This window comes from Pseudomonas sp. MF09150 (assembly GCF_059862355.1).
Genome location: NZ_JCBCUS010000019.1, coordinates 11937 through 36782, shown reverse-complemented (window position 1 = coordinate 36782; position 24846 = coordinate 11937). Strand labels below are relative to the sequence as shown.

Sequence of the window (24846 nt, the reverse complement as noted above, 5' to 3'; positions counted from 1 at the left end):
ACTTCTCTCCTCAGGCCGCGCCTAATTACTCGAACCAATGGGCTCGGGCGGCCATGATCAACTTGCCGGCACGATCATCGTCAATGCCGTCGATGTCGAGCAGGTCGTCAATAGACTGCTCGGCCAGGTCTTCGCGGGTAATTACGCCGCGCACCGCCAGTTCCATCGCCAAATCCTTGTCCATACCCTCAAGCGAGAGCAGGTCTTCGGCCGGATGGGCGTCTGCCAGCTTTTCCTCAGTAGCGATGGCTTTAGTCAACAAGCGATCCTTGGCCCGAGCGCGAAGCTCGTTGACGGTGTCTTCGTCAAAGCCGTCGATGTTGAGCATTTCTTCCAACGGTACGTAGGCAATCTCTTCCAGGCTGGTAAAGCCTTCATCTACCAGCACCTGCGCCAGGTCTTCGTCGACTTCCAGCTCGTCGATGAAGTTGCGCAGGATGTCGCCGGTTTCTGCTTGCTGCTTAGCCTGGATGTCCGATTCGGTCATGACGTTCAGGGTCCAGCCAGTCAACTGGCTGGCCAGACGCACGTTCTGACCACCGCGACCGATGGCCTGGGCCAGATTGTCTGCGCCAACGGCGATGTCCATGGCATGGGCATCTTCGTCAACGATAATTGCCGCAACCTCAGCCGGGGACATGGCGTTGATCACGAACTGCGCCGGGTTGTCATCCCACAGGACGATATCCACACGCTCGCCACCCAACTCACCGGAAACGGCCTGGACGCGCGAACCGCGCATACCAATGCACGCGCCCTGCGGGTCGATGCGCTTGTCTTTGGAGCGGACCGCGATCTTGGCGCGCGAACCCGGGTCACGGGAGGCAGCCATTACTTCGATCAGGCCTTCAGCGATTTCCGGCACTTCAATACGGAACAGCTCGATCAGCATTTCCGGCGCGGTACGCGACAGGATCAGCTGAGGGCCGCGGTTCTCGGTGCGGATTTCCTTGAGCAGCGCACGCAGGCGCACGCCAACCCGGAAAGTTTCGCGAGAAATGATGTCTTCACGGGCCAGCAACGCTTCTGCGTTGTTACCCAGGTCGACGATCACATTGTCGCGGGTGACTTTTTTCACGGTGCCGGAGATGATTTCACCCAGGCGCTCGCGATAGGCATCGACGACTTGAGCACGCTCAGCTTCGCGAACCTTCTGCACGATGACTTGCTTGGCAGTCTGTGCAGCGATGCGGCCGAACTCGATGGAGTCGATCTTTTCTTCAACGACGTCGCCAACCTTGGCGCCAGGATGCGTTTCAGCAACCTTGCTCGGCCAGGTTTCGATCGCAGGATCGTCCAGGTCGGCTTCCTCGACGACAGTCCAGCGACGGAAAGTCTCGTAGGCACCGGTGTGGCGGTTGATTTCCACACGCAGGTCAACTTCGTCTTCAAAACGCTTTTTGGTAGCCGTGGCCAAAGCCAGCTCCAGCGCTTCAAAAATCACGCTTGCCGGTACACCCTTTTCATTGGATACCGACTCAACAACCAGCAGTACTTCTTTGCTCATCGTACGCCTCGCCTTTCGCAAGCCATTGGATCCGCGGGATCCGCGTCTCAGTCAAAACTGGGAATTATGTTGGCCTTGTCGATCATATCGATCGGCAACAGGAACTCATGGTCTTCTACCTGCACCACGATGTCCTGCTCCTCTATCCCGCGGAGAAGGCCCTGAAAATTACGCCGACCTTCGAAAGGCGAGCGCAGCTTGATCTTCACTTGTTCACCGACATACTTGGCAAACTGTTCAAGAGTGAACAGCGGGCGTTCCATGCCAGGAGAGGAAACTTCAAGGGTGTACTCAACAGTGATTGGATCTTCGACATCCAGAACACCGCTGATCTGACGGCTGACGATGGCGCAATCGTCCACCAGCACACCGCCTTCTTTATCAATATAAACGCGCAACAGTGAGTGGCGGCCTTGAGCTGAAAACTCGATACCCCAGCATTCATAGCCAAGGGCCACGACCACCGGGGCCAACAAGGCCTGCAACTGTTCTAGCTTGCTCGACACCTGAACCCCCTCGTGCATGCTTGTGCAAATAAAAAATGGGCGAAGCGCCCATCCCGGAAACGCCGTTGAATAGCGGCGTTATAAAGTGTCCAGCTAACAAAAAGCCCCTGAAAAGGGGCTCCGCTAAAACTGGTTGCGGGGGCCGGATTTGAACCGACGACCTTCGGGTTATGAGCCCGACGAGCTACCAGACTGCTCCACCCCGCGACAAAGCTGGGGCGGAAGTATACGACCGATCCCCTTAAGGGTCAATGTAACCTTCCACCTACAAGAAAGCCCGCAACAGCGGGCTCTCCTGATAATTGGTACCGAGAAGGGGACTCGAACCCCTACACCCTATGGGCACAACCACCTCAAGGTTGCGTGTCTACCAATTCCACCACCTCGGCAAATACTGCGTTACTGCGTGAAACCCTTCTTACTTTTGCTCTTGAGCTGGAGGTACGTCAGTCGCAGTGTTAGCCGACTTTTGCTCTTGAAGCACCGGTACATCATCAGAAGCCGGCTTTTGCTTTGGAACTTCCAACACCGCTGGGTTTGGCAAACCTACTTGAGTCAGCTCATGAGCTTTCTCTTTAGCAAAGTAACCTAACCCCAAGCTGGTTATGAAGAAACCTGCGGCAAGTATAGCAGTAAACTTACTAAGAAAGGTAGAGGAACCTTGGCTTCCGAACACAGTATTTGAAGCACCTGCACCGAAAGACGCACCAGCATCCGCACCTTTACCCTGCTGCAGCAAAACCAGAGCAACTACGCCCAGAGCGCCCAGCAGATGAAAAACGACTACGACTGTTTCCAGCATTTTTTCAGTTTCCCGCGGCGCGACAAATCGCACCGAACTCATCTGCATTCAGGGAAGCTCCACCAATGAGCCCCCCATCGATATCCGGCATGCCGAACAGTTCGACCGCATTGGCCGCCTTCACGCTGCCGCCGTATAGAAGCCGCACACCTCGTGCGACCTCAGAATTCTCTGCCGCCAACTGCGCGCGAATGGCTGCGTGCACATCCTGCGCCTGTTGCGGTGAAGCAGTCAGCCCGGTGCCAATGGCCCAGACCGGCTCGTAAGCGATGACCGCATTGGCGAAAGCGCCAACACCCAGCTCTTCGATGATGCTGCCCAGTTGACGCCCGACAACTTCCAGGGTCTTACCGGCTTCGCGCTGCTCCAGGGTCTCCCCCACACACAGTATCGGCTTCAAGCCACATGCCTGTGCTGCTGCGAACTTGCGGTTGAGAGTCACATCACGCTCGCCCATGATCAGGCGGCGTTCAGAGTGCCCAACCAGCACCAGAGAACAACCTGCGTCCACCAACTGACTGGGAGCAATCTCACCCGTCAGCGCACCTTGCATGGATTCCACCGCAGAATTCTGCGCGCCGACCGAAATCGACTTTCCTTTCAGGCCATCAATCACTTGATTGATATACAGGCAAGGAGGGAATACCGCGACATCAACACCGCTAGGCAAGGCCAGATGACGAAGGCCATTGATCAGCTCAGCGACGCTGGCGCGGGTACCGTGCATCTTCCAGTTACCAGCTACCATAGGGCGACGCATGCTGTACCTCGTCGGTCAAAGTGGGCGCAGATGTTACCCAACCGCGTTAACACTGGCAAGCCGAAATCAGGCAGAAACTTCAGCAACCAGTTTTGCCAGCTCATCGGCGTAGCCACGAACCACAGCCTCGTCGTCACCTTCGACCATGACGCGCACCAAAGGCTCGGTACCCGACTTGCGCAGCAACACGCGACCGCGCCCCGCCATGGCAGCCGTAACACGCTCACACGCTTCCTTGACCGCCGGATGCTCGACCGGGTTCTTGCCACCGGAAAAACGCACGTTGACCAGGACTTGCGGGCACTTGCGCAGCGCCTGACGGGACTGAGCCAAGCTCTCGTTACGCGTCTTGAGCGCCATCAACACCTGGAGTGCAGCGATGATTGCGTCACCCGTGGTGGCATGCCGGAAACACACGATATGCCCCGAATTCTCGCCGCCCACCTGCCATTTACGCTCGATCAGCTCGGCAATCACGTAGCGGTCGCCGACATTGGCGCGCACGAAGGGAATCCCCAGATCAGCCAGGGCCAGTTCGAGCCCCAGGTTGCTCATCAAGGTCCCTACAACGCCGCCCTGCAGGCGATCACGCTCGTGCAGATCACGGGAAATGATAAACAGCAGCTCATCGCCGTCGACAATCGCCCCGGTGTGATCGACCATCAGCACCCGGTCGCCGTCGCCATCGAAGGCAATCCCAAGGTCGGCATGCTCAGCCAATACCGCGGCCTGCAACTGCGACATATGGGTCGAACCGCAATTGTCGTTGATGTTCAAGCCGTTGGGCTGCGCCGACAGCACAGTGACGTCAGCACCCAACTCGCGGAACACGCTTGGAGCCACCTTGTAGGTAGCGCCATGAGCACAGTCGAGGACGATTTTCAGACCCGCAAAACTGGTGCTGGAAGGTACGCTGCTTTTGCAAAATTCAATGTAACGCCCAGAGGCGTCATTGATCCGCGACACTTTGCCCAGCTTGCTCGACTCCACCACGGTCATGGGGGCGTCCAGCAGCTCTTCGATCATCAATTCCACTTCATCCGGAAGCTTGGTGCCCTCACCGGAGAAGAACTTGATGCCGTTATCATCATGCGGATTGTGCGACGCACTGATCACAATCCCGGCCTCGGCATGGAACGTCCGCGTCAGATAAGCAATGGCCGGCGTCGGCATAGGCCCCAGCAGCAAAACATCGGCACCTGCGGCGGAAAGACCGGCCTCCAGTGCAGATTCGAACATGTACCCGGAAATTCGCGTGTCCTTACCCACCAGAACACGACAAGCGCCCATGCTACGGAAGGCCATACCAGCGGCCCAACCGAGCTTGAGCATGAAATCGGGGGTAATCGGGTACACGCCCACACGACCGCGAATGCCGTCGGTGCCAAAGTATTTTTTAGTCATAAGTGCTCCATCATTCTTATTCGGCCATTTCCACTGCCGTGATCATCCGCACCACATCCACCGTCTCTGCCACATCATGGACGCGCAAAATCCGCGCGCCCTTGCCCATGGCCAGCGCAGCGAGAGCCAGGCCACCATAGAGGCGCTCTCCCACCGGACGATTCAGGGCGTGACCTATCATGCTCTTGCGGGAAACCCCTACCAGCAGGGGGCGTCCGAAGACATTCAAGGCCTCCATATGCTTGAACAGGCTCAAGTTATGCTGCAGGGTCTTGGCGAAACCAAAACCCGGATCAAGCACGATCCGCTCAGCTGCGATGCCGACCGCCGCACATTGAGCCATGCGCTCAGCCAAAAACTCACACACTTCTTCAGTCACGTTGCGATAGTGCGGATCATTCTGCATATCGCCAGGCTCACCCAGCATGTGCATCAGACATACCGGCAAGCCGGTAGCTGCAGCCGCGTCCAGCGCACCATCACGCTGAAGGGAGCGCACATCGTTGATGAGGCCAGCCCCCAGGCGCGCAGTCTCTCGCATGACCGCAGGCGTGGAAGTGTCCACAGAGATGATCACATCCAGTTCGCGATGAATCCGCTCGACAATCGGCGCCACTCGCTCCAGCTCCTCCAGGGGAGAAACCGCTCGTGCGCCTGGCCTAGTCGACTCACCGCCAACATCGATCAGCGTAGCACCGGCCGCAACCATTGCCTCGGCATGCCGCAAGGCAGCGTCAAGCTGGCTGAAACGACCGCCATCGGAGAAGGAGTCAGGAGTGACATTAAGAATGCCCATAACATGCGTATGGGCCAAATCAAGAACCCGGTTGCCGCAAGGCAACCGGGTTGAGGACGACACAGAAGTCATTTCAAACCTTAATGGTCAGCAGCTGGGCCGCCGATCGGGGTTTCTGGACGCTCATTCTGCACAACAGGTGGAGTAGTGCCCGAGCCACCTTCCCAATCCCGCGGCTCACGCGGAGTACGACCCGCCATGATGTCGTCGATCTGCTCGGCATCAATGGTTTCGTACTTCATCAAGGCATCGGCCATGGCATCCAGCTTGTCACGGTTATCCGTCAGGATCTGCTTCGCCGTGCCATAACATTGATCAATGATGCTGCGCACTTCGGAGTCGATCAGCTTGGCCGTCTCACCCGAGAAACTCGCGCTTTGACCGCCACCGCCGCGACCGAGGAATACTTCACCCTCTTCTTCGGCATACATCAACGGGCCAAGCTTCTCGGACAGGCCCCACTTGGTGACCATGTTCCGTGCGATCTGACTCGCCCGCATGATGTCGTTGGAGGCGCCGGTGGTCACACCGTCGAAACCCAAGGTCATCTCTTCAGCAATACGGCCACCGTACAGGGAGCAGATCTGGCTGATAAGGGCGCGCTTGGACAAGCTGTAGCGATCTTCTTCCGGCAGGAACATGGTCACACCCAGCGCACGACCGCGCGGAATGATCGACACTTTGTAAACCGGGTCATGCTCAGGCACAACACGGCCGACGATAGCGTGGCCCGCCTCGTGATAAGCGGTGTTCTGCTTTTCTTTCTCGGACATGACCATGGATTTGCGCTCGGCGCCCATCATGATCTTGTCTTTGGCCAGCTCAAACTCTTTCATTTCAACGATGCGTTTGCCGGTACGAGCCGCAAACAAAGATGCTTCGTTCACTAGGTTGGCCAGGTCGGCGCCCGAGAAGCCAGGGGTACCACGAGCGATCACGGCCGGAGCGACGTCCTCACCCATAGGCACTTTGCGCATGTGAACCTTGAGAATCTGCTCACGACCACGAATGTCCGGCAAACCGACGACAACCTGACGGTCGAAACGGCCCGGACGCAGCAAAGCAGGATCCAGTACGTCCGGACGGTTGGTCGCAGCGATCACGATGATGCCGTCGTTCATTTCAAAGCCATCCATCTCAACCAGCAACTGGTTAAGCGTCTGCTCGCGCTCGTCATGACCGCCGCCCATGCCGGCGCCACGGTGACGACCGACGGCGTCGATTTCATCGATGAAGATGATGCACGGCGCGTGCTTCTTGGCTTGTTCGAACATGTCGCGAACACGACTGGCGCCCACGCCGACGAACATTTCGACGAAATCAGAACCGGAAATGGTGAAGAACGGGACTTTTGCTTCGCCGGCAATAGCCTTGGCCAGCAGGGTTTTACCGGTACCTGGAGGGCCAACCATCAGCACACCACGAGGAATGCGGCCACCCAGACGCTGGAACTTGCCCGGATCACGCAGGAACTCGACCAGCTCGCCCACTTCTTCCTTGGCTTCGTCGCAACCTGCAACGTCACCCAGGGTGGTCTTCACCTGATCTTCAGAGAGCAGGCGCGCCTTGCTCTTGCCGAAGCTCATGGGTCCGCCCTTGCCGCCTGCACCGCCCTGCATCTGCCGCATGAAGAACATGAACACGGCAATGATGACCAAAATCGGGAAGCTGGCGACCAGAAGCTGGGTCCAGATGCTTTGCTGCTCAGGCTGCTTGCCTTCGACAACCACGTGGTTATCCACCAGGTCACCGATCAGGCCATTGTCCTGGATAGCAGGACGGATGGTCTTGAAGCTGTCGCCATCGTTGCGTTTGCCGGTGATCACGTAGCCGTCTACCGCTACGCGCTCGACCTTGCCATCCTTAACTTGCTGGATGAAGTCGGAATAGTTGAGGGTCTGCGGCTCGTTAGGGCTGGAGAAGTTGTTCATTACCGTCACCAGGACAGCCGCAATGATCAACCACAGGATCAGATTCTTTGCCATATCGTTCAATTAACTACCCTCTGAAGCAAGCTCCGCTACTGGCGCGCGCTTCGCATGATATTCACCGGCCTAACTTACTACATTACCTACGGCTCTGGCAGGCGCCGTCTGTAACCCTTTGTGAAACACTTTCTACACAATATTCGCTAATGCTCACGGGGCGAAATACGAAAAACCTATCGACCCGCCAAAAAACCTCGATTTACTCGCTACGGCCGCGGTAGCCCCAAGCCAGCATGTATTGCTCGCGGGAACTGCCACGGGAAGAATCCGGCTTGATCATCTGGACCTTGTCGAATTTCTGACGAGCGTCCTTCACGTAAGCATCAAACCCTTCGCCCTGAAACACCTTGATCACGAAATTACCACCCGGCTTGAGTATCCGAGCCGCCAGATCAAGCGCCAGCTCACATAAAAACATGGCTTTCGGCATGTCCACCTCAGGCGTACCACTCATATTGGGGGCCATATCGGAAATCACAAGGTCCACCTGCGAATTACCAACAGCTTCAAGGATCTGAGCGAGCACGTCGTCCCGGGTGAAGTCACCCTGGATGAAAGTCACGTCCGGAATGCTGTCCATTTCCAGGATGTCGGAGGCGATCAGACGCCCCTGACCACCGATCAGCCGACTAGTGACCTGCGACCAGCCACCGGGCGCCGCTCCCAGGTCGACAACACTCATACCTGGACGGATCAGTTTGTATTTCTCCTGGACCTCCAGAAGCTTGTAACTCGCACGCGAGCGGTAACCATCCTTCTGCGCCTGCTTCACATAGGGATCATTGACATGTCTTTGCAGCCACTTAAGGCTTGTCTTGGAACGGGCCACGGGCCACCTCAAATAAAACGGGTAGTGATTAACTGGGCGGTCCCGGACTCGCTCGGGTAAACTGGCCGCCGCTTTTTACAAGATCAGACGCAGGGGTCAGATTATGCCGCTCACTCAAGAGCAGAAGAAACAGTACAAATCCATTGGCCACCATCTGAAACCAGTATTGACTGTGGCTGACAACGGTTTGACCGAAGGTGTATTAGCCGAACTTGAACGCGCCTTGAGCGATCATGAGCTGATCAAGATCAAACTCAACATCCTCGAGCGCGAGTCTCGCCTGGCGGTCATCGCCGAGCTGTGCAAGGCGGGCAAGGCTGACTTGGTGCAAGTCATCGGCAAAATGGCGTTGATTTACCGCAAAAACGCCAAGGTAAACAAGCAACTGTCGAACGTCCATCGCTTCCACTGACGTCGACAAGGGTCAAGGGTGCGCTTCGCGTACCCTGCCACCCCATCCAGGGACTGGCTGCAGCACCAGCACCAGGCCGGAAAACCCAAGCACAAGATAGCTGAACAATTGCCAGCGTTGCGCCTCAGGCAACAGCATGCGCACCACGAAATACATCGCACACGCATAAAGCCCCATCAGCAGCAGCTGCCCGCGAATATCCCGCCACACGCTTGCCAGTCCTTCGGACTGAATCAATATCAGCACCTGCAACACCAGGCACGCCGCCGAAAAGCCCACCAGCAACGCACCCAGCATTTTGCCGATATCGTCGATCAGCAGCGGTGCCAAGCCTATTTGCTCGAGCACCGGCAGCAAACCGATGTGCAGAAGCCACAAGCCACCGACCCAGAGCATCTGGGCCAGTTGCCAAAGCATGGCACCCGCGCGAAGCGGGTGTCGTCTTTCAGATGTGACGAACTTCGACAATCTCGTACTCGATAACGCCACCTGGCGTTTTGACGGCGACCACATCACCCTCTTCCTTGGCAATCAAGGCACGGGCCAGTGGCGAACCGACGGAGATCTTGCCGAGTTTGAAGTCCGCTTCATCCTCTCCCACGATTTGATAGGTCACGCTTTCGTCAGTTTCGACGTTGGCGATCTCGACCGTGGTGCCGAAAATCACTTTACCGGTGTGAGGAATGGTCGTGACATCGATGATCACCGCATTCTGCATGCGGCCTTCGATATCGCGAATCCGCGCCTCGACCATACCTTGCTGCTCGCGGGCAGCATGGTATTCGGCGTTCTCTTTAAGGTCACCCAACTCGCGGGCCGTTCCGATGTCCTGGCTAAGCTTAGGACGAACGACCTTGGTCAGGTGAGCGTGCTCTTCTTCCAGGGCTTTAGCGCCCTGGACAGTCATCGGGTATTTGATCATGCCTTCAATCCTGCGTGTAGATCCTGCAAGCGGCGCACGGTCTTCTCGGGACCGAACTTCAACGCTTCGCAGATGGCTTCGCCAGCAGCAATGGTCGTGGTGCAGTAGATCTTGTGCTGCAAGGCATTACGACGAATGGAGTAGGAATCAGCGATCGACTGGCGACCTTCCGTGGTGTTGATGATCAGGGTGACTTCGTCATTCTTGATCATGTCGACCACGTGCGGACGACCTTCGGTCACCTTGTTCACACGACGCACTTTCAGGCCGGCAGCTTCAATCAGCTTGGCAGTCCCGGCAGTGGCAACCACTTCGAAACCCAAGTTGATCAGATCACGAGCCACACCTGCAACCAGCGGCTTGTCATCGTCACGCACGCTGATGAACGCGGTACCGCCAGTCGGCAACACTTCGCTGGCACCCATCTGGGCCTTGGCGAAGGCTTCGCCGAAGGTGTCACCGACACCCATCACTTCACCGGTGGACTTCATCTCTGGGCCGAGGATCGGGTCCACGCCAGGGAACTTGGCGAACGGGAACACCGCCTCTTTCACACTGTAGAAGTTCGGAATAATTTCCTTGGTGAAACCGATTTCCTTCAGGGTTTTACCCGCCATCACGCGAGCCGCGATCATGGCCAGGGAAACACCGATGCACTTGGATACGAACGGTACGGTACGGGAAGCGCGCGGGTTGACTTCGATGACGTAGATGTCCTCGCCTTGCAGCGCCAACTGCACGTTCATCAGGCCGACAACACCTAGCTCCAGGGCCATTTTCTTGACCTGTTCGCGCATCTCGTCCTGGATATGCACAGGCAGCGAGTATGGCGGCAGGGAGCAGGCAGAGTCACCGGAGTGAACACCGGCCTGTTCGATGTGCTGCATAATTGCGCCAATCACCACATCGGTACCGTCGCAAACCGCATCCACGTCCATTTCGATGGCGCAGTTGAGGAAGTGGTCGAGCAGTACAGGGCTGTCGTTAGACACTTTCACCGCGTCACGCAGGTAGCGCTTGAGTTCTTCTTCTTCGTATACGATTTCCATCGCCCGACCGCCCAGCACGTAGGAAGGACGCACCACCAGCGGATAGCCGATCTTGCTGGCTGCACGGATGGCTTCATCTTCGCTGCGCACGGTGGCGTTTGGTGGCTGACGCAGGTTCAGGCGTTCAACCATTTGCTGGAAGCGCTCGCGGTCTTCGGCACGGTCAATCGCATCAGGGCTGGTGCCGATGATCGGCACGCCAGCAGCTTCCAGGGCACGCGCCAGTTTCAGCGGGGTTTGGCCGCCGTACTGGACGATCACGCCTTTAGGCTTCTCGACGCGGCAGATTTCCAGCACGTCTTCCAGCGTTACCGGCTCGAAATACAGACGGTCGGAAGTGTCGTAGTCAGTGGAAACGGTTTCCGGGTTGCAGTTGACCATGATGGTCTCGTACCCGTCTTCGCGCAGCGCGAGGGCGGCGTGTACGCAGCAGTAATCGAACTCGATGCCCTGGCCGATACGGTTTGGACCACCGCCCAGGATAATGATCTTGTCGCGGCCCGATGGCGCAGCTTCGCACTCCTCCTCGTAGGTGGAGTACAGGTACGCGGTGTCGGTGGCGAACTCGGCGGCACAGGTGTCAACACGCTTGTAGACCGGGAAGATATCCAGTTTGTGGCGATGCGTGCGCAGGTTCTTCTCGGTCACACCCAGCAGCTTGGCCAGACGCTGATCGGAGAAACCCTTGCGCTTGAGGCGGAACATCAGGTCGCGGTCGATGGAGGACAGACCGAGGGTCTTGACCTTCTCTTCTTCCTTGATCAGATCTTCGATCTGCACCAGGAACCACGGATCGATCATGTTCATGCCGAAGATGTCTTCGACGGTCATGCCGGCGCGGAAAGCATCAGCCACGTACCAGATACGCTCAGCGCCCGGCACGGTCAGCTCGCGCTTGAGCACGCTCATGCTTTCCGGGTTGCTCAGGTCGAGCTTCTCGTCCAGACCGCAAACGCCCACTTCCAGGCCACGTAGGGCTTTCTGCAGAGACTCCTGAAAGGTCCGGCCGATGGCCATGACTTCACCGACAGACTTCATCTGGGTGGTCAGGCGAGCGTCGGCCTTCGGGAATTTCTCGAAAGCAAAACGTGGCAGCTTGGTCACGACATAGTCGATCGAAGGCTCGAAGGACGCCGGCGTAGCGCCGCCAGTGATTTCGTTTTGCAGCTCGTCCAGGGTGTAACCGATCGCCAGCTTGGCGGCGATGCGCGCAATCGGGAAGCCGGTAGCTTTCGATGCCAGTGCCGAAGAACGCGATACACGCGGGTTCATCTCGATCACGACCATGCGGCCGGTGTCCGGGCAAATACCGAACTGAACGTTGGAACCGCCGGTTTCAACGCCGATCTCACGCAGTACCGCCAACGAGGCGTTGCGCATGATCTGGTATTCCTTGTCCGTCAGGGTCTGTGCTGGCGCAACAGTGATCGAGTCACCGGTGTGCACGCCCATCGGGTCAAAGTTTTCGATGGAGCAGACGATGATGCAGTTGTCCTTCTTATCGCGGACAACCTCCATCTCGTACTCTTTCCAGCCGATCAGGGATTCGTCGATCAGCAGCTCTTTGGTCGGCGACAGGTCCAGGCCGCGAGCGCAGATTTCTTCGAACTCTTCACGGTTGTACGCGATACCGCCACCGGTGCCGCCCATGGTGAAGGACGGACGGATGATGCACGGGAAGCCGAGCTTTTCGAGGACCGCATTGGCCTCTTCCATGCTGTGGGCGATACCCGAACGCGGGCAGTCCAGGCCGATGGATTTCATCGCCTTGTCAAAGCGCGAACGGTCTTCGGCCTTGTCGATGGTGTCAGCGTTGGCGCCGATCATTTCTACGCCGAACTTCTCCAGAACGCCTTCGCGCTCCAGGTCCAGAGCGCAGTTCAGAGCGGTCTGGCCACCCATGGTCGGCAACAGGGCGTCTGGACGCTCCTTCTCGATGATCTTGGCAACGGTCTGCCACTTGATCGGCTCGATGTAGGTGGCGTCGGCCATGTCCGGATCGGTCATGATGGTGGCCGGGTTGGAGTTCACCAGGATGACGCGGTAACCCTCCTCGCGCAGGGCTTTACAGGCCTGGGCGCCGGAGTAGTCGAATTCGCAGGCCTGGCCGATCACGATCGGGCCAGCGCCGAGAATCAGGATGCTTTTAATGTCTGTACGTTTTGGCATGGGTTTGTCACTCAAATCCGCAGGTCAGTCGGCAAGCCGTCTTGATCAATTTCTGAAGCTCCAAGGGGGCCACCGGGTTGATCGGGGCCGCCCTCGGACGACTTCTCGCTACATTCTCAAGGCGAGCGCTTAGCGTCGCTTGGCCATCTCGTTGATGAAGCGGTCGAACAGCGGCGCCACATCGTTCGGGCCTGGGCTGGCTTCAGGGTGACCCTGGAAGCTGAAGGCGCTCTTGTCGGTACGCTCGATACCCTGCAGGGTGCCGTCGAACAGCGACTTGTGAATCGCCCGGACGTTGGCTGGCAGGGTCGCTTCATCTACCGCAAAACCGTGGTTCTGGCTGGTGATCATCACCACACCGGTATCCAGGTCCTGGACCGGGTGGTTGGCGCCATGGTGACCGTGACCCATTTTCAGAGTCTTGGCACCGGAGGCCAGGGCCAGCAGTTGGTGACCGAGGCAGATACCGAATACAGGAATCTCGGTTTCCAGCACTTCCTTGATGGCCTTGATGGCGTAGTCGCAAGGTTCCGGATCGCCAGGACCGTTGGACAGGAATACACCATCCGGCTTCAGGGCCAGGACATCGGCAGCCGGGGTCTGTGCAGGGACCACGGTTACGCGGCAGCCGCGCTCGACCAGCATGCGCAGGATGTTCACCTTGACGCCGTAGTCGTAGGCCACCACGTGGTACGGCAGCTCGGAGGCCTCGATGGTCGCGTGGCTGTCGGTTTTCAGGTCCCAGACAGTCGAGCGCCACTCGTATTGCTTCTGGGTGCTGACGACTTTCGCCAGGTCCATGCCCTTGAGGCCAGGGAACCCCTGGGCGGCGGCGATGGCGGCTTCTTCGGAGATGTTGTCACCGGCCATGATGCAGCCGTTCTGTGCGCCTTTCTCACGCAGGATGCGGGTCAGGCGACGGGTGTCGATACCGGCGATAGCCACAACATTGTTGGCTTTCAGGTAATCGGACAGGGACATGGTGTTACGCCAGTTGCTCGCAACCAGTGGCAGGTCACGAATGACCAGGCCGGCGGACCAGACGCGGTCGGATTCGGCGTCTTCCGGTGTGGTGCCGGTGTTGCCAATGTGCGGGTAAGTCAGGGTAACGATCTGCTGGGCGTAGGAAGGATCGGTAAGGATTTCCTGATAGCCGGTCATGGCGGTGTTAAACACCACCTCACCAACGGTTTGACCGTCGGCTCCAATTGCTTCGCCGCGAAAAATGCTGCCATCAGCAAGGGCGAGTATGGCTGGCTTAGTCAAGAAGACCTCCCGTAAATAAAGCCTGAAAGGGCGATCGCAGGTGTAAAAAAGCGGAGTGACGTATGGACACGTCACCCCGCTCATTCACTGAATTATTCTGCGCGCTTTTAGTGAACACACTAAAGCTGTAGCTTACAGAAAAAGGCTTTTTCGGTCCACCGCTAATGAGCCTAAAAGGCAGAGGAATGCGACAGAACATCGCTTAGCGGGATAAAACAGGGCTCAGGCACATGGCTGAACCCTGCTTTGAGTGCATCATCAGCGCAGGTCGAGCACATCCTGCATATCGTAAAGACCTGGCTCGCGACCGTCCAGCCACAACGCCGCACGCACCGCCCCCTTGGCAAAGGTCATGCGGCTGGAGGCCTTGTGAGTGATCTCAAGACGCTCACCCTCTGCAGCGAACAGGACCGTGTGATCGCCCACCACATCACCACCACGAACCGTGGCGAAACCGATGGTTTCACGATCACGCACACCGGTATGGCCTTCACGGCCATAGACCGCCACTTTCTGCAGATCACGCCCCAGCGCATCGGCAATCACCTCGCCCATACGCAGGGCCGTGCCCGAAGGGGCATCGATCTTGTTCCGGTGATGGGCTTCGATGATTTCAATGTCCGCATCATCACCCAGCACCCGCGCCGCCATGTCCAGCAGCTTCAGCGACAGGTTGACGCCGACACTGAAGTTGGCCGCGAACACGATTGGAATATCCTTGCCCGCCTCGGCCAGCACCTGCTTCTGCGCAGCATCAAGCCCAGTCGTGCCGATCACCATCGCCTTGCCCGCCTTGCGGCAGAAGGCCAGGTTTTTCAGCATCACTTCCGGCAAGGTGAAGTCGATCAAGACATCGAATTCATCGGCGACACCCTCGAGATTGCCCGATAGCGGCACGCCGATACGACCCAGGGAAGCCAGCTCGCCGGCATCGACCCCGATCAACGTGCTGCCAGGACGCACAATGGCAGCAGTAAGGCCGGTCAGCGGCGCACGTTGCTGCACCGCCTCGACCAGGATCTTGCCCATGCGCCCGGCGGCGCCCATCACAGCTATACGTCGCATGTGTCGCTCCTTACAGATCGCCGAAGAAGCGCTTCACGCCTTCAAACCAACCAGTGGTTTTCGGTGAATGGGTATTGTCATCGGCCAGGGAGCTGCGCAGCTCTTCCAGCAATTCACGCTGACGACGCCCCAGATTGACCGGAGTCTCCACCGCAACGCGGCACATCAAATCACCCGCACCGCCACCACGCACCGGCGCCACACCCTTGCCACGCACGCGGAACTGCTTGCCGGTCTGAGTCCCCTCGGGAATCTTCAACTTGACCCGACCATCGAGGGTCGGAATCTCCAGCTCGCCGCCCAGCGCCGCATCAACAAAGCTGATTGGCACTTCACAGAACAGGTGCTTGCCGTCGCGCTGGAAGATCGCGTGCTCACGCACATTGATCACCACGTACAGGTCGCCGGTAGGCCCACCCTGCGCACCCGCCTCACCTTCACCCGACAGACGGATACGGTCGCCGGTATCGACACCCGCCGGCACTTTGACCGACAGCGTCTTGTACTCTTCGACACGGCCTTCGCCGTGGCAGGAGTCGCACGGATCGGAAATGATCTTGCCCTGGCCATGGCAGCGCGGGCAGGTCTGCTGCACCGAGAAGAAGCCCTGCTGCATGCGCACTTGGCCAATACCGCCACAGGTCGGGCAAGTGATAGGCGAGGAGCCTTTCTTGGCACCCGAACCATCGCACGGCTTGCAATTGACCAGCGTCGGAACGCGGATATTCACGGTAGTACCGCGCACCGCCTCCTCCAGGTTCAACTCCAGGGTGTAGCGCAAATCGCTGCCGCGCTGAGCGCCGCCACGGGAACCGCCACGACCGCCGCCGAAGAAATCACTGAAGACATCACCGAAGATGTCGGAGAAGTTCTGACCACCGAAGCCAGCACCGCCGCCACCCATGCTCGGATCAACACCGGCATGACCGTATTGGTCATAGGCGGCGCGCTTGCTCGAATCAGAGAGTACTTCATAGGCCTCGTTGGCCTCTTTGAACAGTTCTTCCGACGCTTTGTCGTCAGGATTACGGTCCGGGTGATGCTTCATCGCCAGGCGCCGGTAAGCCTTCTTCAGGTCGGCCTCGCTGGTGCCTCGCTCAACACCCAATACTTCGTAATAGTCACGCTTTGCCATAAGTCTTTGCACTCTTAAGGACGTCCGGCCAAGCTCTCCTGAGCCTCGCCAAACTCGTTGAGCCCCAATACAGGCCCGGACCCAACTCACGTCAATTCAACGATCCTGGTCTTTGAAAAAACCAGCCAGCAGTGGCCGGCCATTGCGGTAATCCCGCTCGGAAAGCAGGAGCATTTCCGGCCATACCGCCACCCCGCGTGACAGGTCACGCCGAGTAAAAAATTTCGCTTGCTCCAGACACGCCAACGCGGGAGCAAGCTCCCGCGCGGCGACATCCTACCAGCCACCGCACAAAGGCAGTCAACTGGCCGACCAACAAGCAGTCTTACTTGTGGTCTTTTACTTCTTCGAACTCAGCGTCGACTACATCGTCAGCTTTTTCAGCCGACTCGCCTTGCTGAGCCGCGCCTTCTGCAGGCTGAGCCTGTTCGGCGTACATCTTCTGAGCAACCGGCGCCGAGACTTTGGACAGCTCTTCAACCTTGGCGTCGATGGCTGCCTTGTCGTCGCCTTTGACGGCGGCTTCAAGGGCAACCACAGCCGCTTCGATTGCGGTTTTCTCTTCAGCGGTCACTTTGTCGCCGGCATCAGCGATCATTTTGCGAGTCGAGTGAACCAGGGCGTCACCTTGGTTACGCGCGCTGGCCAGCTCTTCGAACTTGCGGTCTTCGTCGGCGTTGGTTTCAGCATCGCGAATCATCTGCTGAATCTCTTCCTCGGACAGACCGGAGTTGGCCTTGATCACGATCGACTGAGTCTTGCCGGTGGCCTTGTCTTTGGCGCCTACGTGCAGAATGCCGTTGGCGTCGATGTCGAAGGTCACTTCAATTTGTGGCACGCCACGTGGTGCTGGTGGAATCTCGGCCAGATCGAACTTGCCCAAGGACTTGTTCTGGGCCGCTTGCTTACGCTCACCTTGCAGCACGTGAATGGTCACAGCGCCCTGGTTGTCGTCGGCAGTCGAGAACACTTGCGATTTCTTGGTAGGAATCGTGGTGTTTTTCTCGATCAGCGCGGTCATCACGCCACCCATGGTTTCGATACCCAGGGTCAGCGGGCTGACGTCGAGCAGCAGGACGTCTTTCACGTCACCGGCCAGTACCGCACCCTGGATAGCAGCACCCATGGCAACCGCTTCGTCCGGGTTGACGTCTTTACGTGCTTCTTTACCGAAGAACTCGGTCACCAGCTTCTGCACCAGCGGCATACGGGTCTGACCACCGACCAGGATCACGTCGTTGATCGCGCCAACTTCGATACCCGAGTCTTTCAGAGCGATGCGGCAAGGCTCGATGGTGCGCTGAACCAGGTCTTCAACCAGAGCTTCCAACTTGGCGCGAGAAATCTTCACGTTCAAGTGCTTAGGACCGGTGGCATCTGCAGTGATGTACGGCAGGTTGACGTCGGTCTGCAGGCTCGAGGACAGCTCGATCTTGGCTTTTTCGGCAGCTTCTTTCAGGCGCTGCATGGCCAGCGGGTCACCCTTGAGGTTCATGCCGCTTTCTTTCTTGAATTCGTCGACGAGGTAGTCGATCAGACGAATGTCAAAGTCTTCACCACCCAGGAAGGTGTCACCGTTGGTGGCCAACACTTCAAACTGGTGCTCACCATCAACTTCGGCAATCTCGATCACCGAAACGTCGAAGGTACCGCCACCCAGGTCATAAACGATCACGGTGTGATCGCCCTTGGCCTTGTCCATACCGTAAGCCAGAGCGGCCGCGGTTGGTTCGTTGATGATGCGTTTTACGTCCAGGCCAGCAATACGACCGGCGTCTTTGGTGGCTTGACGCTGGCTGTCGTTGAAGTAGGCCGGAACGGTGATCACCGCTTCGGTCACTGGCTCGCCAAGGTAGTCTTCGGCAGTCTTCTTCATCTTTTTCAAGATTTCAGCCGAAATCTGTGGCGGCGACATTTTCTGGCCGTTCACTTCAACCCAGGCGTCAGCGTTGTCAGCCTTGACGATCTTGTAAGGGACCATCTGGATGTCTTTCTGTACCACTTCTTCTTCGAAGCGACGACCGATCAGACGCTTCACCGCGTACAGGGTGTTATGCGGATTGGTCACTGCCTGACGCTTGGCCGACTGACCAACCAGGATTTCGCCATCGTTGGCATACGCAACGATCGACGGCGTGGTACGCGCGCCTTCGGCGTTTTCGATAACTTTAACGTTGCCGTTTTCAAGAATAGAGACGCAGGAGTTGGTAGTCCCCAGGTCGATACCGATAATTTTGCCCATGTTAACTCTCCCGAAACTTTGGATTTTGTTGCCGCAGCGGTGGTGGCCAACTGCGGTAGCACTTAAACGCTTGACTTCTAAATGGGGGCCTTACGGCTGATTTCAAGCCTTCTCATCAATAGAAGGCGAAACCGGAGCCGGAGCCTTGCTGACCACGACCATGGCCGGGCGCAGCAGGCGGCCATTGAGCTGATAGCCCTTCTGGAACACTTTGAGCACGCTGTTGGGTTCCATATCGGCGCTTTCCTGCATGGCCATCGCCTGATGATGCTCGGCGTTGAACGGTTCACCGTGCGGGTCGATGGCTTCCAGCTGATAGCGCTTGAGGGTGTCGTGGAACATCTTCAGGGTCAGCTCGATCCCTTCACGCATCGGACGAATACTTTCGTCATCCGCGCTGGACAGCTCCAGGCCACGCTCGAGGCTGTCGATCACTGGCAACAGATCGCCAGCAAAGCGCTCCAGCGCGAATTTGTGCGCTTTTTCCACGTCCTGCTCGGCACGGCGGCGGACGTTCTGCAGATCGGCAGCAACACGCAAAGCCTGATCCTGAGCGCCGGCCAGCTGCTCTTCGAGCACTTTTACACGAGCCACCAGGTCTTCGCCCGAGGTCTCGGGAGCCTGATTGGCGTCTAGATTTTGCGTATCCAGCGTCTGTTCGTCAGCCATGAAATTCTCCTTTCAATAACGTCCGTGAGCTCAACTCACGCTTCTGTCCCGGTATATGGGGTCGCATTTCTCAGGTTCAAGGGCTCGACCCATGGCAAAACCTTTCAAGACTGGAAACACACCTGGGTTCGACATTCCTGGTTGCGCTAAAAAAGTTTTCCACCCAAGCAAATCGAGCTAAGGGAGGGCATTGTCAGCCAGAAACAAAACACTGTATAAATAACCAGACTTAAAGCCTGGGAGCGGCCGTCATGCTGGTGCACCTGTCCGTACACAACTACGCCATCGTTGAACATCTCGATCTGGAACTGGATCGCGGGATGAGCGTCATCACGGGCGAAACCGGCGCCGGCAAGTCGATCATGCTCGACGCCCTGGGCTTGACCCTGGGGGATCGCGCCGACAGTGGCGTGGTGCGTCCGGGCGCAGACAAGGCCGACATCCTCGCGACGTTCGACCTTGTGGATATCCCTGAAGCCCGTACCTGGCTGGCCGAACGCGATCTGGACAGCGAGAGCCCGTGCATTTTGCGCCGGGTCATCACGGCCGAAGGGCGCTCGCGCGGCTATATCAACGGCTCGCCCTGCCCGCTGGGGGATCTCAAGGCCCTCGGCGAACTGTTGATCGATATCCACAGCCAGCACGAACATCAGTCGCTGCTGAAAACCGAGACCCATCGGCGCCTGCTCGACGAGTACGCCGGCGCTACCGACCTGTCGCGCCAGGTACAGCTTGCCGCACAACGCTGGCGCCAGACGCGCCAGGAGCTTGAACGCCTGTCCAACTCAGGCGACGAGCAACGCGCCCGCCATCAACTGCTCAGCTATCAAATGGAAGAGCTGGAAAACCTGGGTCTGGGCGACAACGAACTGGAGCAACTGGAACAGGAACACAAAAACCTGACCAACGCCGAAACCCTGCTCGGCATTTGCCGACAGGTGGTCGAGCAATGCAGTGAAAGCGATTCCGGCAATGTCCTCAATGCCCTGACCGCCAGCCTCAATCGCCTGTCGAGCGTCGGCAACTCGCCGACCGCCCTGGGCGAAGCCACCAACCTGCTGGCCAGCGCTCAGATCCAGGTCGAGGAAGCCGTGGGCGAGCTGAATCGCTTTCTCGACCACTTCGATGCCGACCCGGCACGCCTGCAACAACTGGAGGAGCGCCTCGACGCTATCTATACCCTGGCTCGCAAGCACCGAATCCAGCCAACCGAGCTGGCAGCCATGCAGCAACAGCTGCTGGATGAAATCGAAGCGCTGGACGCCAATGACGAATCCATCGAGCGCCTCGGTGACGAGCTGAAGTCATATGCCCGGCATTACCAGGAGAAAGCCAAGGAACTGAGCCGCCTGCGCCAGCAAGCCGCCACCACCCTGGCCAGTGCGGTCGAGCAGGAGATACAGCGCCTGGGCATGCCCGGCGGGCGCTTCACCATCGAGCTGCACGCCAACACCAGCGATGAGTTGCTGCCCTATGGCCTGGAACAGGTGGAATTGCTGGTCAGCGCAAACCCTGGGCAACCGCTCAAGGCCCTGGCCAAGGTCGCGTCCGGGGGCGAACTGTCACGTATCAGCCTGGCGATCCAGGTGATCACTGCGCAAACCTCCCGAGTACCGACTTTGGTATTCGACGAAGTGGATGTGGGTATCGGTGGCCCGACCGCAGAGATTGTTGGCCAATTGTTGCGTCGGCTGGGCGAACGAGGCCAGGTACTCACCGTCACTCACTTGCCGCAAGTGGCTGCCCAGGGCCATCAGCATCTATTCGTGCATAAGGTGCGCGGTAGCGACGCCACCCATACGGCGGTGTCCAAACTGGGTAAGACCGAACGGGTCGAAGAGGTCGCTCGCATGCTGGGCGGCATCGACCTGACTAAAGAGTCGCTGGCCCATGCGAAAAAGATGGTGGTGACCGCAAAAATCTAAGCGTTCGTTACTCGAAAACCAGAAAGCACGAAGGCGACCCTAGGGTCGCCTTCGTTCGTTTCGCGGACATGGCCCGCGCGACATGCTTACTTTTTCTTGTGGCGTACGTACAGCACCAAGTTGTGATCCACCAACTCGAAGCCATGCTTCTCGACGATCGCCTTTTGCAGTTTTTCGATTTCCTCGTCGAAGAATTCGATCACTTCGCCAGACTCCACGTTGACCATATGGTCGTGGTGGCCGCCGTCGGCCAGTTCGAATACAGCGTGGCCGCCATCAAAATTGTGGCGAACCACAAGGCCTGCAGCTTCGAACTGAGTCAGTACACGGTAAACCGTGGCCAGACCGACATCCTCGCCAGCTTCCATCAGCGCCTTGTAAACATCTTCGGCGCTCATGTGTCGCTGCTCGGCGGAATCGAGCATTTGTAGAATTTTGACCCGTGGCAGAGTCACTTTAAGGCCGGCTTTACGTAGTTCGCTATTTTCAACCATGGTCAGCTTTCTCGCGGATGCTGCTTCGCAGCTTCTCTTAATGCGGGTATGATCGGGGTTTACGTTGTCCCAGCCAAGATAGTGGAAGTCGCCCACCGATGCAAAACACCAAGCTCTTGCTAACCAGTTTCACCTTCGTGGGACTGCTCGCACTCGCCGGTTGTTCATTCCCCGGGGTTTACAAAATCGACATCCAGCAGGGCAATGTCGTCACGCAGGACATGATAGACCAGTTACGCCCGGGAATGACCCGCCGGCAAGTACGGTTTATTATGGGCAACCCTCTGCTGACCGACACGTTCCATGCCGATCGCTGGGATTATTTGTATAGCCTGCAACCAGGGGGCGGTGAGCGCCAACAGGAACGCGTCAGCGTTATCTTCAATGGCAATGACCAACTCGTCAGCCTTTCGGGCGACTTCATGCCTGGCGTAAGCCGCGACGAAGCCCTGCTGGGCAAGGACAGCGGCACCACCGTGACCGCGCCGGCCGAGAACACCGAGAAGCCAAAACCAGAGAAACCAGTCAAGCCTGGCTCTCTGCTGGATCAGATCCAGAAAGACGTGGATGGGGTAAAAGCCGTCCCGGTTCCGACACCGGAGCCACTGGACACTTCGCCACAATAAGTTGTGTCGAAATAAAAAAGCCCGGCATGTCCGGGCTTTTTATTGCGTGTTTTCTGGCCAGGAGCGCTAATCCTGCAGGCGGGCCTGTGCTGCCTTGGCCGCGCGCAGGCGCCTGACCTCCTTTGGATCCGCCAGCAACGGACGATAAATTTCAATCCGCTCACCCGCCTGCAGCACGTGCCGATCAGGATCGGCAATCACTTTGCCAAAAATCCCCACGGGGCAAGACTGCACATCCAGCTCGGGAAACTGCGCAGCAATGCCGGAAGCCATCAGCCCCGCACGAAGAGTCGAGCCGGCTGGCAGCGATACCTTGAGCAACACTTGGCGGTCGACGGCGGCATACACCACCTCGATCTCGATGGTTGACTCAAGCATGCAACTGTTTGGCGCGCTGACAGAACGCATCAACCAGGGTATTCGCCGCCTGGTTGAACAAGGGGCCCAGGGTGGCCCGTACCAGCGGCCCGGCATAGTCGAACGACAGGTCCAGACTGATCTTGCAGGCCTTCTCCCCCAACGGTTTGAAAACCCAGACCCCGTGCAACTGATTGAACGGCCCCTCCTCCAGGTTCATCTCGATCGACTGCCCCGGGACCAGGATATTGCGCGTTACAAAATGCTGGCTGAGCCCGCCCTTGGCCACCGCCAGGCTGGCGCGCATATGCTCATCACTGCTTTCCAGCACTTCGGCAGATGAGCACCAGGGCAGGAATTCCGGATAACGCGCCACGTCATTGACCAGCTCATAGAGAAACTGCGCCGGATAAGGCAAAAGGGCCGAGCGTTGAATATGGGTCGTCATGTCAGCGTCATTTCCACAGCTGGGCGGCAAACACTACAAGAATGCCGATGGGCGCTACATAGCGCATCAAAAACAAGGTCAAGGCGAACAACACAGGGCTGCGCATCGACAGTTCATCACGAACCGCATCGCGCCCCATCACCCAGCCAGCAAACACCACGAAACACAAACCACCCAGAGGCAGCATGATCCGCGAGGTGAAGAAGTCGATCACTCCAAAGAGGTCCAGGCCGCTGGCCGCCCCCCACTGGTAGAGATGAAAAACCCCGCCTTCGTTCACGAAAAATTTGGCCTGCTGCCAGATGTTAAAGGAGAAAACCGTCCCCAATCCCACGAACCAACAGCTGAAGGCCAGCCAGAATGTTACCCAGGCGCGGCGGATTTTAGTCCTCTCAACCAGATAAGCCACCATGGGTTCAAGCAAGGAAATCGCCGAACTCCAGGCAGCAATGGCCACCAGGACAAAAAACACTACGCCCATCAACTGGCCGAATGCCACATTACCGAAGGCAAATGGCAGGCTGACGAACATCAGCCCCGGCCCCTCGCTGGGGTTGAGCCCGGCGGCAAACACAATCGGAAACAGCGCCAGCCCAGCCACCAGCGACACAAAAGTATCGAGCAGCGCGACGCCCACTACAGTACCGGACAGCGATGCATTCTTCGGCATGTAGGCGCCATAGATCATGATCGAACCGACACCCACGCTCAGGGAAAAGAACGCGTGCCCCATGGCCGGCAGCAACCCGTCGAGTACCTTTTCCGGGTTGAAGTCGAACATGAAGTGCACACCCTGCATGAAATTCCCGGTGGTCATGCTGTAGCCCAGCAGCACGAGGAGCATCACGAACAGCAGCGGCATCATGATCCGCAGGCTGCGCTCAAGCCCCGCGACCACACCCTTGGCGATCACCAGGGCCGACAGCAGCATAAACAAGCTGTGCCACAGCGTCAGGCGCCAGGGGTCGGCCGTGACCGAGGCGAAGTAGGCTCCGACCTGGTCAGCCGTCACGCCCTGGAAATCGCCGCGCCCCATATCAATGATGTAGTCCAGCGACCAACCACCGACCACGCTATAAAAAGAAAGAATCAGCAGCGCCGTGATCATCCCGGCAAAGGCACCCCAGGACCATTTGGCCGAGTGCCCGGCTTCGGTCGCCAGCACTTTAAGGGCATTGGCCGGGCTTTGTCGGGCGCGCCGGCCGATCAGGGTTTCTGCCAGCATCACCGGGATACCGATCAGGGCAATGCACAGCAGAAACATCAGGACAAAGGCACCGCCGCCGTAGACGCCGACCATGTAGGGAAACTTCCAGATACTGCCCAAGCCCACGGCAGAACCCGTCGCGGCGAGTATGAAGACCCAACGGCTAGCCCAGCCGCCGTGGACAGAAACCTTGTCTGACGACATCGTTAACGCGCCCAACCGATAAAAAAGAGGGCGCATTGTCCGGGATTCACTCATAGGGCTCAAG

23 protein-coding genes and 2 tRNA genes are annotated in these 24846 nt (G+C 58.0%); 3 read left to right on the top strand and 22 right to left on the bottom strand.

The genetic code is table 11. The features are described 5' to 3' along the window. Positions 1–25 precede the first annotated feature (25 nt). From nusA to rlmE, 10 genes are all read right to left on the bottom strand, one after another. The gene (nusA, locus tag AC19YX_RS34420; protein ID WP_020299911.1) at positions 26–1507 is read right to left on the bottom strand and encodes a transcription termination factor NusA; all 1482 of its coding nucleotides are present in this window, start codon (positions 1505–1507) and stop codon (positions 26–28) included. A gap of 47 nt (positions 1508–1554) precedes the next feature. Next, positions 1555–2013, bottom strand: a complete 459-nt coding sequence (gene rimP / locus AC19YX_RS34415) for a ribosome maturation factor RimP (RefSeq protein ID WP_020299912.1) — start codon at positions 2011–2013, stop codon at positions 1555–1557. A 130-nt stretch (positions 2014–2143) separates the two neighbouring features. Next, positions 2144–2220 (bottom strand) — tRNA-Met (locus tag AC19YX_RS34410). Positions 2221–2316: 96 nt separating this feature from the next. After that, positions 2317–2402: transfer RNA gene (locus AC19YX_RS34405), tRNA-Leu, on the bottom strand. A 29-nt stretch (positions 2403–2431) separates the two neighbouring features. Then, on the bottom strand, positions 2432–2815 hold the full coding sequence (gene secG, locus AC19YX_RS34400) for a preprotein translocase subunit SecG (protein WP_078469786.1): 384 nt from the start codon (positions 2813–2815) through the stop codon (positions 2432–2434). A 4-nt stretch (positions 2816–2819) separates the two neighbouring features. After that, entirely contained in the window at positions 2820–3575 is a 756-nt protein-coding gene (gene tpiA, locus AC19YX_RS34395) for a triose-phosphate isomerase (protein WP_020299914.1), read from the bottom strand. Positions 3576–3641: 66 nt separating this feature from the next. Beyond that, positions 3642–4979: a phosphoglucosamine mutase gene (gene glmM, locus AC19YX_RS34390; protein WP_078469785.1), complete on the bottom strand. Its 1338-nt coding sequence runs from the start codon at positions 4977–4979 to the stop codon at positions 3642–3644. A gap of 16 nt (positions 4980–4995) precedes the next feature. Next, entirely contained in the window at positions 4996–5847 is an 852-nt protein-coding gene (folP, locus tag AC19YX_RS34385) for a dihydropteroate synthase (RefSeq protein ID WP_421548060.1), read from the bottom strand. Positions 5848–5855: 8 nt separating this feature from the next. Then, the gene (gene ftsH / locus AC19YX_RS34380; protein ID WP_078469783.1) at positions 5856–7760 is read right to left on the bottom strand and encodes an ATP-dependent zinc metalloprotease FtsH; all 1905 of its coding nucleotides are present in this window, start codon (positions 7758–7760) and stop codon (positions 5856–5858) included. 202 nt (positions 7761–7962) lie between these two features. Further along, complete coding sequence (gene rlmE / locus AC19YX_RS34375) at positions 7963–8592, bottom strand: 23S rRNA (uridine(2552)-2'-O)-methyltransferase RlmE (protein WP_020299918.1); 630 nt, start codon at positions 8590–8592, stop codon at positions 7963–7965. A gap of 103 nt (positions 8593–8695) precedes the next feature. Between rlmE and yhbY the strand changes: the two genes are divergently transcribed. Continuing rightward, positions 8696–9004, top strand: a complete 309-nt coding sequence (yhbY, locus tag AC19YX_RS34370; RefSeq protein ID WP_201129421.1) for a ribosome assembly RNA-binding protein YhbY — start codon at positions 8696–8698, stop codon at positions 9002–9004. Between the two features lie 12 nt (positions 9005–9016). On the opposite strand, the gene AC19YX_RS34365 is transcribed toward yhbY, so the two are convergent. The 8 genes from AC19YX_RS34365 to grpE form a co-directional block, all read right to left on the bottom strand. Then, positions 9017–9421: an MFS transporter gene (locus AC19YX_RS34365; RefSeq protein ID WP_078469781.1), complete on the bottom strand. Its 405-nt coding sequence runs from the start codon at positions 9419–9421 to the stop codon at positions 9017–9019. A 28-nt stretch (positions 9422–9449) separates the two neighbouring features. Then, on the bottom strand, positions 9450–9926 hold the full coding sequence (greA, locus tag AC19YX_RS34360) for a transcription elongation factor GreA (protein ID WP_020299921.1): 477 nt from the start codon (positions 9924–9926) through the stop codon (positions 9450–9452). Further along, on the bottom strand, positions 9923–13144 hold the full coding sequence (gene carB, locus AC19YX_RS34355; protein WP_201129420.1) for a carbamoyl-phosphate synthase large subunit: 3222 nt from the start codon (positions 13142–13144) through the stop codon (positions 9923–9925). The genes greA and carB overlap by 4 nt, the downstream gene beginning before the upstream one ends. 129 nt (positions 13145–13273) lie before the next feature. Further along, positions 13274–14410 carry a glutamine-hydrolyzing carbamoyl-phosphate synthase small subunit gene (gene carA, locus AC19YX_RS34350; protein WP_201129417.1) on the bottom strand — a complete coding sequence of 379 codons (1137 nt, stop codon included), beginning with the start codon at positions 14408–14410 and terminating at the stop codon, positions 13274–13276. A gap of 258 nt (positions 14411–14668) precedes the next feature. Beyond that, on the bottom strand, positions 14669–15475 hold the full coding sequence (dapB, locus tag AC19YX_RS34345) for a 4-hydroxy-tetrahydrodipicolinate reductase (protein WP_500607988.1): 807 nt from the start codon (positions 15473–15475) through the stop codon (positions 14669–14671). A gap of 10 nt (positions 15476–15485) precedes the next feature. Then, positions 15486–16610, bottom strand: a complete 1125-nt coding sequence (dnaJ, locus tag AC19YX_RS34340; RefSeq protein WP_020299925.1) for a molecular chaperone DnaJ — start codon at positions 16608–16610, stop codon at positions 15486–15488. A 325-nt stretch (positions 16611–16935) separates the two neighbouring features. Then, complete coding sequence (gene dnaK / locus AC19YX_RS34335) at positions 16936–18852, bottom strand: molecular chaperone DnaK (protein WP_020299926.1); 1917 nt, start codon at positions 18850–18852, stop codon at positions 16936–16938. Between the two features lie 102 nt (positions 18853–18954). Next, the gene (grpE, locus tag AC19YX_RS34330) at positions 18955–19521 is read right to left on the bottom strand and encodes a nucleotide exchange factor GrpE (protein ID WP_020299927.1); all 567 of its coding nucleotides are present in this window, start codon (positions 19519–19521) and stop codon (positions 18955–18957) included. Positions 19522–19772: 251 nt separating this feature from the next. Between grpE and recN the strand changes: the two genes are divergently transcribed. Beyond that, complete coding sequence (gene recN / locus AC19YX_RS34325) at positions 19773–21446, top strand: DNA repair protein RecN (protein ID WP_020299928.1); 1674 nt, start codon at positions 19773–19775, stop codon at positions 21444–21446. Positions 21447–21532: 86 nt separating this feature from the next. On the opposite strand, the gene fur is transcribed toward recN, so the two are convergent. Then, positions 21533–21940, bottom strand: a complete 408-nt coding sequence (gene fur, locus AC19YX_RS34320) for a ferric iron uptake transcriptional regulator (protein WP_020299929.1) — start codon at positions 21938–21940, stop codon at positions 21533–21535. A gap of 98 nt (positions 21941–22038) precedes the next feature. Here fur and AC19YX_RS34315 point away from each other — a divergent pair, with 98 nt between their 5' ends. Beyond that, a complete protein-coding gene (locus AC19YX_RS34315) occupies positions 22039–22566 on the top strand; it encodes an outer membrane protein assembly factor BamE (protein ID WP_020299930.1) in 528 nt (175 codons plus the stop codon). A gap of 66 nt (positions 22567–22632) precedes the next feature. Here AC19YX_RS34315 and AC19YX_RS34310 read toward each other — a convergent pair whose 3' ends face one another. The 3 genes from AC19YX_RS34310 to AC19YX_RS34300 are packed head-to-tail and all read right to left on the bottom strand — an operon-like array spanning position 22633 to position 24782. After that, positions 22633–22944, bottom strand: coding sequence for an RnfH family protein (locus tag AC19YX_RS34310; protein WP_500607997.1), 312 nt, complete (start codon positions 22942–22944; stop codon positions 22633–22635). Further along, positions 22937–23371, bottom strand: coding sequence for a type II toxin-antitoxin system RatA family toxin (locus AC19YX_RS34305; RefSeq protein WP_020299932.1), 435 nt, complete (start codon positions 23369–23371; stop codon positions 22937–22939). The genes AC19YX_RS34310 and AC19YX_RS34305 overlap by 8 nt, the downstream gene beginning before the upstream one ends. 7 nt (positions 23372–23378) lie before the next feature. Then, the gene (locus tag AC19YX_RS34300) at positions 23379–24782 is read right to left on the bottom strand and encodes a sodium-dependent transporter (RefSeq protein ID WP_500607996.1); all 1404 of its coding nucleotides are present in this window, start codon (positions 24780–24782) and stop codon (positions 23379–23381) included. Positions 24783–24846 lie beyond the last annotated feature (64 nt).

What these genes read in the sequence shown, in the direction of transcription:
- AC19YX_RS34300 (WP_500607996.1), bottom strand. Translation starts at nt 24,782, where the DNA reads ATGTCGTCAGACAAGGTTTCTGTCCACGGCGGCTGGGCTAGCCGTTGG.
- AC19YX_RS34305 (WP_020299932.1), bottom strand. Translation starts at nt 23,371, where the DNA reads ATGACGACCCATATTCAACGCTCGGCCCTTTTGCCTTATCCGGCGCAG.
- yhbY (WP_201129421.1), top strand. Translation starts at nt 8,696, where the DNA reads ATGCCGCTCACTCAAGAGCAGAAGAAACAGTACAAATCCATTGGCCAC.
- greA (WP_020299921.1), bottom strand. Translation starts at nt 9,926, where the DNA reads ATGATCAAATACCCGATGACTGTCCAGGGCGCTAAAGCCCTGGAAGAA.
- ftsH (WP_078469783.1), bottom strand. Translation starts at nt 7,760, where the DNA reads ATGGCAAAGAATCTGATCCTGTGGTTGATCATTGCGGCTGTCCTGGTG.
- folP (WP_421548060.1), bottom strand. Translation starts at nt 5,847, where the DNA reads ATGACTTCTGTGTCGTCCTCAACCCGGTTGCCTTGCGGCAACCGGGTT.
- dapB (WP_500607988.1), bottom strand. Translation starts at nt 15,475, where the DNA reads ATGCGACGTATAGCTGTGATGGGCGCCGCCGGGCGCATGGGCAAGATC.
- fur (WP_020299929.1), bottom strand. Translation starts at nt 21,940, where the DNA reads ATGGTTGAAAATAGCGAACTACGTAAAGCCGGCCTTAAAGTGACTCTG.
- tpiA (WP_020299914.1), bottom strand. Translation starts at nt 3,575, where the DNA reads ATGCGTCGCCCTATGGTAGCTGGTAACTGGAAGATGCACGGTACCCGC.
- secG (WP_078469786.1), bottom strand. Translation starts at nt 2,815, where the DNA reads ATGCTGGAAACAGTCGTAGTCGTTTTTCATCTGCTGGGCGCTCTGGGC.
- dnaK (WP_020299926.1), bottom strand. Translation starts at nt 18,852, where the DNA reads ATGGGCAAAATTATCGGTATCGACCTGGGGACTACCAACTCCTGCGTC.
- nusA (WP_020299911.1), bottom strand. Translation starts at nt 1,507, where the DNA reads ATGAGCAAAGAAGTACTGCTGGTTGTTGAGTCGGTATCCAATGAAAAG.
- AC19YX_RS34365 (WP_078469781.1), bottom strand. Translation starts at nt 9,421, where the DNA reads ATGCTTTGGCAACTGGCCCAGATGCTCTGGGTCGGTGGCTTGTGGCTT.
- grpE (WP_020299927.1), bottom strand. Translation starts at nt 19,521, where the DNA reads ATGGCTGACGAACAGACGCTGGATACGCAAAATCTAGACGCCAATCAG.
- recN (WP_020299928.1), top strand. Translation starts at nt 19,773, where the DNA reads ATGCTGGTGCACCTGTCCGTACACAACTACGCCATCGTTGAACATCTC.
- AC19YX_RS34315 (WP_020299930.1), top strand. Translation starts at nt 22,039, where the DNA reads ATGCAAAACACCAAGCTCTTGCTAACCAGTTTCACCTTCGTGGGACTG.
- dnaJ (WP_020299925.1), bottom strand. Translation starts at nt 16,610, where the DNA reads ATGGCAAAGCGTGACTATTACGAAGTATTGGGTGTTGAGCGAGGCACC.
- AC19YX_RS34310 (WP_500607997.1), bottom strand. Translation starts at nt 22,944, where the DNA reads ATGCTTGAGTCAACCATCGAGATCGAGGTGGTGTATGCCGCCGTCGAC.
- glmM (WP_078469785.1), bottom strand. Translation starts at nt 4,979, where the DNA reads ATGACTAAAAAATACTTTGGCACCGACGGCATTCGCGGTCGTGTGGGC.
- carB (WP_201129420.1), bottom strand. Translation starts at nt 13,144, where the DNA reads ATGCCAAAACGTACAGACATTAAAAGCATCCTGATTCTCGGCGCTGGC.